General features: G+C 61.3%; 16 protein-coding genes. 9 read left to right on the top strand and 7 right to left on the bottom strand.

Going from position 1 to position 14,227, the window contains the following annotated elements; all coding sequences use genetic code 11:
• Window positions 1-199: 199 nt before the first annotated feature.
• The 3 genes from phaC to phbB all read right to left on the bottom strand — a co-directional run bounded on the left by phaC (window position 200) and on the right by phbB (window position 4,029).
• Window positions 200-1,900 (bottom strand): class I poly(R)-hydroxyalkanoic acid synthase, encoded by a 1,701-nt coding sequence (gene phaC / locus G9C89_RS15505; RefSeq protein ID WP_172149562.1) that lies wholly within the window; start codon window positions 1,898-1,900, stop codon window positions 200-202.
• Window positions 1,901-2,035: 135 nt separating this feature from the next.
• Window positions 2,036-3,214 carry an acetyl-CoA C-acetyltransferase gene (locus G9C89_RS15500; protein WP_172149560.1) on the bottom strand — a complete coding sequence of 393 codons (1,179 nt, stop codon included), beginning with the start codon at window positions 3,212-3,214 and terminating at the stop codon, window positions 2,036-2,038.
• Between the two features lie 68 nt (window positions 3,215-3,282).
• Window positions 3,283-4,029, bottom strand: coding sequence for an acetoacetyl-CoA reductase (gene phbB / locus G9C89_RS15495; RefSeq protein ID WP_172149558.1), 747 nt, complete (start codon window positions 4,027-4,029; stop codon window positions 3,283-3,285).
• Window positions 4,030-4,284: 255 nt separating this feature from the next.
• On the opposite strand from phbB, the gene G9C89_RS15490 reads away from it, so the two are divergent.
• Both G9C89_RS15490 and phaP read left to right on the top strand, forming a co-directional pair.
• Window positions 4,285-5,307, top strand: a complete 1,023-nt coding sequence (locus G9C89_RS15490) for an AraC family transcriptional regulator (protein WP_172149556.1) — start codon at window positions 4,285-4,287, stop codon at window positions 5,305-5,307.
• Between the two features lie 373 nt (window positions 5,308-5,680).
• Window positions 5,681-6,250: a TIGR01841 family phasin gene (gene phaP, locus G9C89_RS15485; RefSeq protein WP_172149554.1), complete on the top strand. Its 570-nt coding sequence runs from the start codon at window positions 5,681-5,683 to the stop codon at window positions 6,248-6,250.
• Between the two features lie 35 nt (window positions 6,251-6,285).
• Here phaP and phaR read toward each other — a convergent pair whose 3' ends face one another.
• From phaR to G9C89_RS25040, 4 genes are all read right to left on the bottom strand, one after another.
• Window positions 6,286-6,807, bottom strand: coding sequence for a polyhydroxyalkanoate synthesis repressor PhaR (gene phaR, locus G9C89_RS15480; RefSeq protein ID WP_172149866.1), 522 nt, complete (start codon window positions 6,805-6,807; stop codon window positions 6,286-6,288).
• A gap of 194 nt (window positions 6,808-7,001) precedes the next feature.
• Window positions 7,002-7,214 (bottom strand): transposase, encoded by a 213-nt coding sequence (locus G9C89_RS15475; protein ID WP_218575937.1) that lies wholly within the window; start codon window positions 7,212-7,214, stop codon window positions 7,002-7,004.
• A 137-nt stretch (window positions 7,215-7,351) separates the two neighbouring features.
• Window positions 7,352-8,272 carry a LysR family transcriptional regulator gene (locus G9C89_RS15470; RefSeq protein WP_172149544.1) on the bottom strand — a complete coding sequence of 307 codons (921 nt, stop codon included), beginning with the start codon at window positions 8,270-8,272 and terminating at the stop codon, window positions 7,352-7,354.
• A gap of 173 nt (window positions 8,273-8,445) precedes the next feature.
• Window positions 8,446-8,787 carry a hypothetical protein gene (locus tag G9C89_RS25040; RefSeq protein ID WP_218575936.1) on the bottom strand — a complete coding sequence of 114 codons (342 nt, stop codon included), beginning with the start codon at window positions 8,785-8,787 and terminating at the stop codon, window positions 8,446-8,448.
• Here G9C89_RS25040 and G9C89_RS25035 point away from each other — a divergent pair.
• From G9C89_RS25035 to G9C89_RS15435, 7 genes are all read left to right on the top strand, one after another.
• A complete protein-coding gene (locus G9C89_RS25035; RefSeq protein ID WP_218575935.1) occupies window positions 8,786-9,142 on the top strand; it encodes a hypothetical protein in 357 nt (118 codons plus the stop codon). The two genes, G9C89_RS25040 and G9C89_RS25035, sit on opposite strands and share 2 nt — an antisense overlap.
• 20 nt (window positions 9,143-9,162) lie before the next feature.
• Window positions 9,163-10,197 carry a quinone oxidoreductase family protein gene (locus G9C89_RS15460; RefSeq protein WP_172149542.1) on the top strand — a complete coding sequence of 345 codons (1,035 nt, stop codon included), beginning with the start codon at window positions 9,163-9,165 and terminating at the stop codon, window positions 10,195-10,197.
• 25 nt (window positions 10,198-10,222) lie between these two features.
• Window positions 10,223-10,429: a tautomerase family protein gene (locus tag G9C89_RS15455; RefSeq protein WP_172149540.1), complete on the top strand. Its 207-nt coding sequence runs from the start codon at window positions 10,223-10,225 to the stop codon at window positions 10,427-10,429.
• Between the two features lie 76 nt (window positions 10,430-10,505).
• The gene (locus tag G9C89_RS15450; RefSeq protein ID WP_172149538.1) at window positions 10,506-11,114 is read left to right on the top strand and encodes a flavodoxin family protein; all 609 of its coding nucleotides are present in this window, start codon (window positions 10,506-10,508) and stop codon (window positions 11,112-11,114) included.
• A 20-nt stretch (window positions 11,115-11,134) separates the two neighbouring features.
• Window positions 11,135-11,788 (top strand): DsbA family oxidoreductase, encoded by a 654-nt coding sequence (locus tag G9C89_RS15445; protein ID WP_172149536.1) that lies wholly within the window; start codon window positions 11,135-11,137, stop codon window positions 11,786-11,788.
• A gap of 110 nt (window positions 11,789-11,898) precedes the next feature.
• Entirely contained in the window at window positions 11,899-12,930 is a 1,032-nt protein-coding gene (locus G9C89_RS15440) for a D-cysteine desulfhydrase family protein (protein ID WP_172149534.1), read from the top strand.
• A gap of 395 nt (window positions 12,931-13,325) precedes the next feature.
• The gene (locus G9C89_RS15435) at window positions 13,326-14,060 is read left to right on the top strand and encodes an SDR family NAD(P)-dependent oxidoreductase (protein ID WP_172149864.1); all 735 of its coding nucleotides are present in this window, start codon (window positions 13,326-13,328) and stop codon (window positions 14,058-14,060) included.
• Window positions 14,061-14,227 lie beyond the last annotated feature (167 nt).

Raw genomic sequence — 14,227 nt, 5'->3', positions numbered from 1 at the left:
GTAGAGGATGGCCGGGCGTCCCATCCGCATGGATCCTGGCGGACAGGTGCATCCACACGCTCCCGCACTTGCTGCGCGAACATCGGCTCGGCGGGTCGGCTGCAGAGCCCGTCAGCCCGCCCCTTAGGCACATGTCCTGCGGAGCCCGCCGAGCGCTTGAGTTAACGCGTCGCGGGTTCCCTGCTTCAAAAGCAACTTCTCATTGCTTTACATAACTGCCCGGCGCCGGCTCCAGCGGAGGGTATTGGTCGCTGCCGAGACTGGCCACCGCGGGTTGACGCTCGCCGGCGTGTTTGGCCAGCCAGGCGAACCAGTCGTTCCACCAACTGCCGGGTTGCTGCTTGGCACCCTTGAACCAGCTGTCGGGATTTTTCGTGATCAGGTTGTTTGTCCAGTAATGCCGCTTCTGCTTGGCAGGCGGGTTGATGACGCCGGCGATATGCCCGGAAGCACCGAGGACAAAACGCTTGGTTCCGGAGAGCAGGGCCGTGCTGGCGTAGGCGCTCCTCCAGGGCACGATGTGGTCGTCATGGGTGGCCAGGATGTAGGCGGGGGCGTCGATGGCGGTCAGGTCGAGCTTGACCCCGCAGCACTCCAGCTCTCCCGACTTCAGGTCGTTCTGCAGATAGGTGTGGCGCAGGTACCAGCAGTACATGGGGCCGGGGAGGTGGGTGCTGTCGTTGTTCCAGTACAGCAGGTCGAGCGGAATGGGCTTCTGCCCCTTGAGGTATTTGTCGACGTTGTAGTTCCACCACAGGTCGTTGGGGCGCAGCAGGGAGAAGGTATTGCCCATGTCCTCGCCACGAAACAGGCCGGCTGCGCCACCCTGGCCGCCGATGGTGCGCTCACGGTAGGTCACCAGTTCCTCGTCGACGAATATGCTGATCGGACCGGTATCGAGATAGTCGAGGAAGGTGGTCAACAGGCTTATGCAAGCGATCTCCCGGTCGCCGCGCGCGGCGAGCACCGCCAGTGCGCTGCTCAGCAGGGTGCCGCCGATGCAGAAGCCCACGCAGTTGAGCCGCGGCTCGCCGCTGATCGCCCGGGTTACCTGCAAGGCTTGGATCACGCCGTGCTCGATCAGGTCATCCCAGCTGGTGTCGGCGTGTTTCTCGTCGAAGTTGCGCCAGGACATCAGGAACACCGGATGCTCTTGTTCCAGCAGGTGGCGAACCATCGAGTTGTCCGGGCGCAGGTCGAGGACGTAGTACTTGTTGATCGCCGGCGGGACGATGAACAGCGGGCGCTGGAATTGGCTTTCGCTCTGCGGGTAGTACTGAATGAGCTGGAACAGCTCGTTCTCGAAGACCACTTCGCCGGGGCTGATCGCCAGATCGACGCCAACCGCGAAGGCGCCGCTATCGCACTGGCGCATTTTGCCTTCCTGCAGGTCGCTGGCCAGGTGCATCAGGCCGGTGAACAGGCTGGCGCCCTGGGTCTCCACCATGCGCTGGAGGGCGTCTGGGTTGCTCGCCAGGAAGTTGCTCGGGGCACTGGCGGCGATGGCCTGCTCAACCAGAAAACGCAGGCGTTGGCGCGGTTTCTCTTCTTCGATCCTGAGGGTATCGAGCAGCTGCAGGAGAAAGCTGGAATTGAGCAGGTAGAAGGCGGCCAGGGAGCCAAACATTGGTTCGCTCCAGTTGCCACTGGCGAAACGTCGATCATCGAAGCTGAAGGGTTGGCGGGTCAGCAACTGATGACCGAGTTGACCCCACTGCTGCTGGTACTCGACTTGCAGGCTATTGAGCGTCTCGCTCGGTACGTCGAACCAGGCGTCGTGATCATGCCCGGAAAACCACTGATTGGTGCTGACCCAAAGGCGCAATTGTTGCAGCGCGAGAGAAGCCACAAAAGGAACCTGGCCAGACCAGTAGGTAGTGAACGCGTTCGAGTTGTCCATAAAGCTCCTTGTCCGGAAAAATCGACCGGGTGAAAATAAGCGGCGCTCTGGCGCGCGGTGCGGCAACGGCAGGAATGCCGGCAACCCGAGGGGCGCGGGCCGAACCCGCCCCCTGGGCTGCCGTTGCGTCTTCGCCTAGCGCTCGATGGCCAGGCTGACGCCTTGTCCGCCACCGATGCACAGGGTGGCCAGGCCTTTCTTGCCATCGCGGCGGATCAGCTCATGCAGCAGCGATACCAGGATCCGCGCCCCGGCCGCGCCGATGGGGTGCCCCAGGGCGATCGCGCCGCCGTTGACGTTGACCTTGCTGGCGTCCCAGCCCAGCTCCTGGCCGACCGCCAGCGCCTGGGCGGCAAAGGCCTCGTTGGCTTCGATCAGATCCAGCTCGTCCAGATGCCAGCCGGCCTTCTCCAGGGTGCGCCGCGTGGCCGGGACGGGGCCGATGCCCATGACGGCCGGGTCTACGCCGGCACTGGCATAGGCCTTGATCCGAGCCAGGATCGGCAGGCCCAGGGCTTGCGCCTTGGCGGCACTGGCGAGCAACAGGACGGCCGCGCCGTCGTTGAGGGTCGAGGCATTGCCGGCGGTCACGCTGCCATCCTTCTGGAAGGCGGGTTTTAGCTTGCCCAGGGCCTGCGCGCTGCAGTCGGCGCGCGGCTGCTCGTCGGTATCGAAGACCAGCGGGTCACCCTTGCGCTGGGGGATCAGAATCGGGGTAATCTCGCTCTTGAAGCGTCCGGCCTCGATGGCCGCGCTGGCCTTCTGCTGCGAGGCAGCGGCGAAAGCGTCCTGGGCCTCGCGGCCAATGCCGTACTTCTGCGCCAGATTCTCGGCGGTGACGCCCATGTGGTAGTCGTTGAACACGTCCCACAGACCGTCTTGGATCATGCTGTCGATCAGCTGCGCATGGCCCATGCGCAGGCCGGTGCGGGCCTTGGGCAGGACATAGGGAGCCAGGCTCATGTTTTCCTGGCCACCGGCGATGACCAGTTGCGCATCGCCGCAACGGATTGCCTGGACTGCGAGATGGACGGCCTTGAGACCGGAACCGCAGACCTTGTTCAGGGTCAGTGCGGGCGTAGTGTGCGGCAAACCGGCCTTGAGCGCCGCCTGGCGGGCCGGGTTCTGCCCGACGCCGGCGCTGAGTACCTGACCGAGGATCACCTCATCTATCTGCGCCGCGTCGACACCCGTCTGTTCCAGCAGGCCGCGAATCACCGCAGCGCCCAGTTCGGCGGCGGGAAGCGCGGATAGAGCACCCTGAAAACTGCCGATGGCGGTACGCGTAGCGCCAACGATTACGACTTCGTTCATGTGTGACCTCATGGAAAAGCCAAGAAAGATTGTCGAACGGAACCAAGGCATGCATGCGCCTGGCAGGGCTACTGCATGTTCATGCCGCCGTTTACCGAGAAGTCGGCACCGGTGCTGTAGGCGGATTCCTCGGAGGCCAGCCAGGCCACGATCGAGGCGATTTCTGTGGGGGTGCCCAGGCGTCCGACCGGGATTCCCGCGATCATGCCGTCGAGAATGTCCGGGCGGATGGCCGCGGTCATGTCGGTCTGGATGTAGCCTGGGGATACGGTATTGACGGTCACGCCCTTGGCGGAGACTTCACGTGCCAGGGCCATGGTGAAACCATGAATGCCGGCCTTGGCCGCCGAGTAGTTGGTTTGGCCGAACTGGCCGCGCTGGCCGTTGATCGAGGAGATGTTGATGATCCGCCCCCAGCCCATGGCCAACATGCCTTCGATGACCTGCTTGGTGGTGTTGAACAAGCCGCTCAGGTTGGTCCCGATCACGGCGTTCCAGTCTTCCGGGGTGAGCTTGCGAAAGGAGGCGTCGCGGGTGATACCGGCGTTGTTGACCAGAACGGCGACCGGACCGAAGTGCTCGCGCACCAGTTCGAAGGCTTTGCGGGTCGACTCCCAATCGGTGATGTCGGTGTCGACGCACTCGAAGTGATAGCCGGCCTCCAACTGGCTCGCCAGCCAGGCATCCTTGCGGCTGGAGTTGGGACTGCAACCGACCACTACCTTGAAGCCATCGTGGTACAGGCGCTGGCTGATCGCCGTGCCAATGCCGCCCATACCACCCGTCACCATTGCGATGCGCTTACCTGAAGTCATGAAACCGTTTCCTCATTTTGCGTTGCACGAGGGAACGATTATTCAGTATGGGTTGGGGCCGCGGAAGTGTTGGCAGGTGACTGTCTGGTGTCCATCGGCGCCATCTTGGCGCTGTCTGTGCGCTGTCAGACAGAGAGGGAGAAAAACAACGTGAAGCCGATCCGGATCAATATTTGCTTCATGAAGTGCCGGTAGCCTGCACATCAGAGCGGGTCCGTCATGGCTGCGCAACAGATACAGGTCGATGAGGACGTCATGCATAGAGTGAGTACAGGTTATGCCAGTGTGCTGGTGAACACGCTCTCGGCCGAGGGCGTGGAGGTGGGTGAACTGTGCCGGGAGGCCGGGCTGGATGCGGGCATCCTGGGGCAGCCGGGAGGCTTCTGTCAGCGCAGTGCGCTTTACCGGCTATGGGGCATGGCCGCCGGGGTGTCCGGCGATCCGGACATCGGCTTGAGCGCCTACCGGCATTTCCATCCGGGCAGCTTCCAGTTGGTCGGCTACACCATGATGTCCAGCTTGAATCTGCAACGGGCCCTCGAGCGCCTGGTCCGTTTCGGCCCGTTGATCGATACCGGTTCCAGTCTCTTCCTGGTTGAAGAGCGATCGCATTACCGCCTGGCCGGACTCGATCACCAGCAATGCGACTCCATCAAGCCCCGGCAGTACACCGACGCCGGGCTCGCCTCGCTGCTAGCTTTCTGCCGCTGGCTTACGGGGGGCGAGGTGCCGCAACCGCTGGCTGTCGAGTTCACCTACCCAGAGCCGGAGGATACCTCGGCGCATCGGCGGCTTTTTGCTTGTCCGTTACATTTCAGCGCCGCCTATGACAGCATCCTGTTCGATGGGCAGGAACTCCTGCATCCGTTGCAGATGGCCAACGAGGCGCTCGCCGCGCTGCATGACACCCTGGCCGAGGCCCAACTGGACCTGTCGTTCGGCTACTCCATTCTTGGCCGGATTCGCGCGCTGATCACCCAGCGCTTGAGCCAGGGACAAGGGCAGGGGGCACATGACGTGGAGTCGATCGCGGCGGCGCTCAGCATCAGCAAGCGAACGCTGCAGCGCGCGCTGGAGAAGGATGGCATGCAATTCAAGGATGTCCTGAGCGACGTGCGTCGACAATTGGCCGACTTCTATCTGCGCCACTCCCGTTACAGCGTGAAGCGTGTGGCCTACCTCCTCGGCTTCCACGATCACAGCAGCTTCCATAAGGCCTGCAGCCGCTGGTTCGGCATGCCGCCTGGCCAGTACCGGGCCATTCAGGTGCCGCTGTAGGTCTAGGCTGAGCAGGTGTGAAAAAGCACCCGCCTGCGGTGACGGTGCTCGATATTTTCACCGTTTCTGAGATCGCCTCTTGGCGCAGAACGGGGGGCGTTGAAATGAATGTAATCCTTTGTTTTGCTCTGCAAAAAAGACTATCACACACGAACCAACCCTGGCGCTTGTGCACGGCCGAGGGCTGTCCAGGCGGGCCGTAGATGCTGCAGGTCTAGCCTTTAGAGAGCGGAGAATATTATGTTGCAGCGCACAAAAATGCTTGCAAACCTATTTTGTGCACTGCAACATAAGACTCAACGCGATGACTGAGTAGAGTAGCTTTCGCGTGTCAGGGCCATGTCGGCCCTCCCATTGCCAGGAGTATCCAAACATGTCTTTTTTTGACCCGGAAAAGTTGCAAAGCGCCCAGAAAAGCAATCTCGACCTGCTGCAGCAAATCAGCGCCAAGGTCTTCGAGGGCGTCGAACAGCTCAGTCAACTGCAGTTCAAAACCCTGCGCGCTTCCAGCGAGGAACAGTTCGACAGTTTCCGCAAGCTGCTAGCGGTGAGCACTCCCCAAGGCTTCGCCGAGCTGCAAGCTTCCCTGGTCCAGCCGACGGTGCAGGCCAAACGCCTGAAAGAGTTCAATAGCCAGGTATATGCGCTGATCTCCGGCACTCAGTCGGAAATCAGCAAACTGGCCGAGCGCCAGGTCGAGGAGGGCACCAAACAGGTGCAGGAGTTGATGGATGTGATCGGCCAGAATGCGCCAGCTGGCTGCGAACCTGCCGTGGCGGTGTTCAAGACGGCGCTGGCGAATGCGGGCAGCGTTTATGAAAGCGCCCAGAAAGCCGCCAAGCAGGCGGCCGAAGTCGCCGAAAGCAGCGTCGCCGCCGCGACCTCTGCCGCCGAGCAAGCCACCCGTGAAGCGGGCAAGAAGGCGGCTGGCGGTAGCAAGTAAGTCGTCTTAGAAACGCTTGCACAGATGGTGATGGGTCATTCCCCATCACCATTTTTTTTGCGTCCGGCGCCAGGCGGCACGCCGCCGAACAGGCCGAAGAGATTTTGTGTGTTCAGGTACAGCGCCTTCGATTGCTCGACGTATTGGCGCATCAGATCCTGCATGACCGGTGCCTGCTGGTGCATGAACTCGCTCCAGGCCTCGGAGGACTGAGCACCCGTTTGCGACTGGATGTCGATGACCGTCTGGATGCTCTTGTCCAGGTAGCTGCCGAGGATTCCCTGGAAAGGACCATAGAAGCGGATGATGCCCGTGAGCATCTCTATGGAGAAGATCGGCTCGCCGTCGCTTTCGGCCTCTTGAATGATCTGCAGCAAGATGCTCCGGGTCAGGTCCTCACCGCTCTTGGCGTCGACCACCTGGAAGGGAACATTCTCGATCACCAGCTGACGGACATCCGCAAGGGTCAAGTGGCTGCTCGTGTGAGTGTCATACAAGCGGCGGTTGGCGTATTTCTTGATGAGGCGGAGAGTATTGTTCCGACTGCTATCTGTCATGTGGGGCTTCTCACGGCGAGCCTGGGTTGCAGGCATCTTATCCTACTAACTGCCGCGGTAGCCAAGCCTATTACTTCGCATAATGTATATTATGTTAAATTGCATGTCGGCTTACCGATGCAATATGTATTTAGTAGTACACCGAACTAAAGATCGAAAATTCCCAGCAGTAATCTTCAAAAGTGGGGAGTGCTTTACCAATTCCGCTGCTGCTCGGGTGTCAGCGGCTTACCTATTCCAGACTGGCCGGATAGTTCTGCTTCGTACTGTTGAACCCAACGACGAACCGCCGTCTCGCCAAAATCCATATCCTGGCAGATCTGAGGAATGCTCAGGCCTTGTTCCTTAACCATCTGAACGACTTGCAGCTTGAAGCTGGCGTCGAATCCTCTGCGTTTACGGCTCATACATGACTCCTCTGTCGGTGGATTTTCCACCTATCGAGATGTCCAGGAAAATTAGACCACCACAATGGTCGTTATTCTGGTTTCGCACAGACGGACCTCATAACGCTCACCATCATGGGCCGACGCTGGGCCGACGCTCAGGTATTCCATTGGCGTTTGCACTCCATTAGGAAATCGACAAAAGCACGCAGGCGTAACGGAACGTGGCGTCCGTGCGAGTACAGCAGGGTGAAGGGCCTGGACCGGCCACCGAACTCCTGGAGAACCTCCATCAGGCTCCCCTCCTCCAGTTCCCGCTCGACGATGAAGCGATAGGTTTGAAACAGCCCCGCGCCACTCTTGACCAGGGTCACACCGCCGAGAACATCGTCGGAGCAACAGTAATTGCCCGCGGCGAGGATCTCGCGATCCTTCCCGTGCTCGCTGAACAGCCAGGGGATGCGCCGACCGCTGCTGGGCAACTCGAACTGGATACAGTCGCAACTGCCAAGGTCTTCCAGGCTCGTCGGGGTAGCAATCCGGGTCAGGTATTCCGGCGTGGCCACCACCACCAGCCGGGCATCCTCGAGGTGGCGCGCGATGAGCGTCGAGTCGGGCAACGCGCGCACTCGGATCGCCAGGTCATAGCCCTCCGCCACGAAATCTATGTTCCTGTTGCTCAGATGGATGTCGACCTTCACTCCCGGATGACGCTCCCTGAAGCGGGGCAGCAGCGGAAGGATCCGGTAGTGACCGTAGGTGGTCGGAATGCTGATGCGCAGCTCACCCGTCGGCTCGAGCTGCTTGCCCATCACTTCACGTTCAGCCTCCACCAGCTGGGTCAGGGCCTGGCGGCACTGTTCAAAGTATGCTCGCCCGCTCTCCGTCAACCGAATGCTGCGGGTCGTTCTGACGAACAGCCGCGTCGCCAGGCGCTCCTCAAGCCGGGAGATTGACCGGCTCACAGCCGCTGGGGTGACGCCCGCAGCAAGCGCGGCAGCGGTAAAACTCCCCTCTTCTGCCGCCAGGCAAAAGAGTTCGATGCTGCCTAGCTGAAGGTCATCAAAGTGGCGCTTCACGATTAGTTACACCAGGTATCAACTGAAGTGTCAGATCCTACATTTATCCAAGAATCATGCACAAATATAGTTCACCCAACGACGACGAACCCGGTGCGTGCTGAACTCGGCGCCATCGCGTGAGTTGCCCTTCCGAATACTGGACGGTCGATTGGCTGGATGTTTGCGAGAACTCACTGCATCGACGGTCGCCGAGCCAACCAGTCGAGAGGATTGCCCGGATGAACCTGATTTATGTCGCCGACCCCATGTGTTCCTGGTGCTACGGGTTCGGCAAGGAGCTGGCCGCCCTTACCGCGGCGTATCCCCAACTGCCGCTGCAGATAGTCGTCGGAGGCGTACGGGCGGGCGACACCGCCATCATGACCGACGAGATGAAGCAGTTCCGGCTCGGTCACTGGGCACGTGTTGAAAGACTCAGTGGCTTGATCTTCAACCGTGAAGCCTTCGTTGCCCTGGAGAACTTCGTGTACGACACCGAGCCCGCCTGCCGGGCCGTGGCTTGCGCCGGGCATGGCGTTACTGCCGCTGTTCCGCCGCCTGCAGGAGGCCTTCTACGTCTATGGAAGAGATACCACCAGTGGCGACGTGCTGGTGGCGGTCGCGGCGCAGGCCATGACCAACCAGGGCTATCCCACCACCAGAGACGCCTTCCTGGTGATCTGGACGGACGAGACCAGCATTAGCGAAACCCGGCAGGATTTCCTCAAGGCGAGGAGCTGGGGGGTCTCCAGTTTTCCGGCCTTGCTGCTGGAGGTGAACGGACAGCGGCACACCGTGGCTGCGGGCTATACGGCTGCCCGCGAGCTGGAGCAGAACCTGCAACTGGTCCTCGAGCGAGTGGGCTACCGCCCCACCGCGACGGCCTGACCCCAGTCGGAGGCTCGACCATGAAGGCTGCTGTCGTTACCCGTTTCGGGGGGCCAGAGGTGATCGAACTTGTGGACCTGCCCACCCCCCGACCTGGGCCTGGGCAGGTGCTGATCAAAGTTCTAGCGATTATGGTGCATCGCCTCGATCATTACATCCGCCAAGGTGATATCCCAACCACCATGACGCTTCCGCACGTCCTCGGAACGGCCGCTGTAGGCGAGATCGCCGAGCTCGGGCCCGGAGCGGTGAACCATACGGTCGGGGATCGGGTGATTGCCATGCCCGGCTATCCAACCAATCCGGCCGAGTGGGCTATCCGCCCCGCCACCGCCGCACCCAGCTATGCCCTGCTCGGCCTGGATGCCTCGGGAACCTACGCCCAGTACATCGTGCTGCCCGAAACCTGGGTGATTGCGGATACCTCCGGGCTGCCTCCTGAGCAGGCCGCAACACTGCCGCTCATGCTCCTGGCGGCGATTCGGGCGGTTCAAACCGTTGGCGAAATCAAGCTCGGCGATAAAGTACTGATTCATGCAGGCGCCTCGGGAACCGGCTCCATGAGCATTCAGGTGGCGAAAGCCCTCGGCGCCATGGTCGCCACCACCGTGCGCAGCGCTGCTGCAGCGTCCGTCGCTCGCCAGGTCGGTGCAGACAAAGTTATCGATACTGGCGAAGAGGACTTTGCCGAAGCCATCCAGCAATGGACCCGAGGCGAAGGTGTCGATGTGGCGATCGATTGCCTCGGCGGACCTGGTTTCGAGCGCACCATCGATGCCGTACGCCCATTCGGCATCGTGGTCGCCATGGGATTCATGGCCGGTTCGGAAGTCAGCTTTGATATCCGTCGTTTCTTCAATGCCCAGAAACAGATCAGAGGAACCTTGATGGCCGACATCGAGGACCTCAGAACCTGGATGCATCGTGTTCGTGCCGGTCACATACGACCGGTGGTGGACACAGTGCTTCCACTCAGCGAAGCCGCGCAGGCCCACCAGCTAGTTGCGGCCAACCGGGCCAAGGGCGGCGTAGTCCTGCTGCCATGGTGCCACTAAACCACCCTCTCCATGGAGGTTCATCATGCCCTTTGTAAGCGTTCGCATCACCCGTGACGGGGTTACCCGGGAGCAAAAAGCCCAGGTCATCGCCGAGATCACCGACACCCTGCAACGAGTGCTGGGCAAGCGCCCTGACCTCACCCATATCGTCATCGAAGAAGTCGATACCGATAACTGGGGCTATGCCGGAATGACCACAACCGAGTACCGAAAGAACGAACAGGGGTGACATTCACCTGAACCAGACCCGGCCAGTCACGGACCGGCCGGGGGCGCTAACCGACACCAGTGAGTTGAGCACCGATATGAGCATTACCGTTGCAGTCATCTATCACAGCAGCTATGGGCACACCGCCCGCATTGCGCAAGCCGTTGCCCGCGGGGTGGAGAGTACGACCAACACCCAAAGCCTGCTGATCCGGGTCGGAGACATCGACCAGCATTGGCAGACTCTGGAGCAGGTCGACGCCATCGTTTTTGGCTCGCCCACCTACATGGGCAGCGTCTCGGCCCAGTTCAAAGCCTTCATGGACGCCACCTCGCACCAGGTTTTCGCCAAAGGAGGGCTCTGGGCCAACAAGGTCGCCGCTGGTTTCACCAATGCGGCGTCGCGCTCGGGCGACAAATTGGCAACGCTACAGCAACTGAGCATCTTCGCCGCCCGGCACGCCATGCACTGGATCAATCTGGGCCTCCCTCCGGGGCACAACAGCTCGACCACTACGGAGAACATGATGAACCGGGATACCTACTTCCTTGGCGTAGGTGCGCAGTCCAACTACGACGAGGGTCCGGAGGTCGCGCCCAAGCATCCCGACATTTTGACTGCCGAGCATCTGGGAGCCCGTGTGGCACGCGTATCCCATGAACTGGCAGAGGGTCGTCGCAGCCTTGCCCAGCGTCTGGTCGCCTGACCGACCACGGAGGTCACCCCATGAGTACAGCTATTCGCATCGACGTCCGCTCCGACCCAGTTTGCCCATGGTGTGCAGTTGGCCTGGGAGCCCTGGAGCTCGCTATTCAGCGTCTGCCCAGGATTGTGGCAGTCGAACTCAACTTCGAGCCGTTCGAGCTGAACCCGTATATGCCTGCGGGCGGCCAGAACGCAGTCGAGCACATCATGCAGAAGTACGGCAGCAGCGCGGACGATATCGCGCGCAGTCAGGCCAGCATTCGCGATCACGGTCGAGAGGTGGGCTTCCACTTCGACCTGGAGAAGCGCACGCACTTCTTCAACACCTTCGATGCGCATCGCCTGATGTACTGGGCCAGGGCCGAGGGGTGTCAACGCCGTCTCGCCCACGCCCTGTTCCACGCGTATTTCACCGACGGCAAAGACATCAGCGATCATGCGACGCTGGCCGAACTCGCCGACGAGGCTGGTCTGCCCAGAGATCAGGCGCGCGAGGTACTGGCCTCGAACCGATTCGCCAACGAGGTGCGCGAGCGCGAACGTTTCTTCACCCGCCGGGGCATTCACGCGGTGCCTGCGCTAATCATCGATGGCCGGCAGCTGATCATCGGCGCGCAATCGGTCGACTACTTCGAGCAGGCTTTGCGACAGGTCGCGGCTCAAGCGGACCGCTGAACCAGCATTGGCGCCAGGGATGATCGCCAGCGATGTGCCCGGGTCTGAAGTGCCCTCCCCCTGCGCCCCCGGCCGCGACTATGCTCTTTGCCACCCGCGAGGAAGCCTACATGCGAGACGACATCAAACACCTGGAAAGTGCCCTGTCGGCCTATCCGCGAATCGCCCTGCTGGAAGGCCCAACGCCGATCCAGAAGCTGTCGCGGCTCAGCGCCTTGCCCGGCATGAGAGGGTGCAACATCTACGTGAAGCGGGACGACTTGACCGGGTTGGGCGGTGGTGGCAACAATCTGCGCAAGCTCGAGTTCCTGCTGGGTGAAGCGCTGGCCTGCGCAGCCGCTACCTTGGTGACCTGGGGTGGCCTGCAATCCAATCATGCCCGGCTGACAGCGGCAGTCGCCGCCCGCCACGGCCTGGCCTGCGAGCTGATCCTGACCCCGTCGCCGATTCGTGACGATGACGACTATCGCCACAATGGCAACGTGCTGCTCGACGAACTCTTCGGTACCAGCGTTCATCAGCTGCCCGCAGGGGTAACCGCCGAGATCTATGCGTTGGAGCTGGTCGAGCGGCAGCGGCGGCAGGGCCGGAAACCCTTCCTCATGCCTCTGGGTGGCTCGAGCCCGCGCGGAAGCCTGGGATATGCGGCCTGCGCGGCCGAAGTCCTTGGGCAAGCCGACACCCTCGGCCTGCAGTTCGACCGGATCATCGTCCCCAACGGCAGCAGCGGAACCCATTCAGGCCTCTTGGCAGGACTCACTATTGCCGGTTCATCAACCCAGGTGCTGGGTTATTCCGTACTGGGCACGGCAGGGGAAACGCTTGAAGTGACGCGGGACAAAACCCGGGATGTCATGAAACTACTCGGTAGTAGCACGGAGCTGCCCCCCGAGGCGGTGCAAATCGATGGCTCTCAACGAGGAGACGCCTACGGCGCCCCAACGGCCAGCATGCTCGCAGCCACCAGGACCCTGGCCTCCCAGGAAGGGCTGCTGACCGATCCGGTCTATGGCGGCAAGGCATTCGCCGGCTTGCTCGAGTCCATTGCCAGTGGCGAGCTTTCCGCCGGCAGCAATGTCCTGTTCATCATGACCGGCGGAATACCCGGGCTGTTCGCCTATAGAACCGCCTACGCCCGATAGGCACAGCCCCGGCACGCTCGCACCGCTTGTGCGGTGAATCAACCGTTTAGCAGCGCTCTGCGATCGGGGCCTACCCTCCTCTGGCCTTGTGGCCTATGCCCATGCAAGAGGGAATGGTCATCGGCCCGGGCGTGTGTCGATCCACAAACGATGACCTGCGATCTGCCTTTGCCGTCCGCCAGGGGCACCCGAGCATTCCCCTTAACGCCCCCCCAGAACGATCCCATTCATGGGCAAGAGTACTCATTCAATTAGTTACACCGTGTATCAACTGAAGTTAAAGGCGCATGGTTTATCCGCAAATTAATCATAAATATAGTCCACCTCACTAGCAGCTCACCTTCAGAACCTGGCTGCTACCAGCAAGTCCCCCGACCATCCCCGTGAGGAAACAGATCATGAGCAAGAAAACCGTAGTCATCACCGGCGCATCCAGCGGTATTGGCCTGGGCCTGGCCAAGGCCTTCCTCGACAACGGCTACAACGTCGTCGGCAGCGCACGCTCCACTGAGGGCCTGAAAGAAGCGGCCAATAGCCTGGGCAACCCCGACCATTTCGTCGGCGTTACCGGTGACGTTGCCGATCCGTCGACCGCTCGCAACCTCTTCGCTGCGGCAATCGATCGCTTCGGCAGTGTCGAAGTGCTCGTCAACAATGCCGGCTTCTTCCTGCCCAAGCCCTTCATTGAATACACTCCGGAGGATCTGGAAGCGCTCCTGGATACCAACCTCAAGGGCGTGGTCTACAGCACCCAGGTGGCTGCCGCCCACATGATCGAGCGCGGGCAGGGACATATCGTGAACGTCTCCGCCGCGGTCGCCCTCCAGCCCAATATCGCCGTTCCCGCAGCGCTTCCGGTGCTGATCAAGGGTGGGGTCAATCACCTGACCCGTGCACTGGCTCTGGAGCTGTCGCCGCACAACATTCAGGTGAATGCGGTCGCACCTGGCATCATCGATACCCCCATGCACGATCCGAGCGCACGTGACTTCCTGAACAACCTGGCGCCCTCCGGCCGTGTCGGCACCGTCGAAGAAATTGCCGAGGCGGTGTTGTACCTGGCCAAGGCCGACTTCACTACCGGCGTCGTGCTTGCAGTGGACGGAGGCATGAGCACTGGCAAGTGGTAATTGATTGAACAAGAAAAGGAAGGCATGGCCTCCCTTTTCTTGTCTCTGCCGCCAAATAGCGGCTCCATATGCTGAGCGCAGCCGATGCCTATCAACAGCAAGACGCCGAGTCCTGCCTGGAAAACAGCAGACTGTGTCAGGGCACGAGTCACCGCTGATTTGACGTG

This window comes from Pseudomonas tumuqii, assembly GCF_013184545.1.
Lineage (GTDB): Bacteria > Pseudomonadota > Gammaproteobacteria > Pseudomonadales > Pseudomonadaceae > Aquipseudomonas > Aquipseudomonas tumuqii.
Note: the sequence above shows the minus strand (reverse complement) of the source record. Positions and strands in the feature narration are given on the sequence as shown.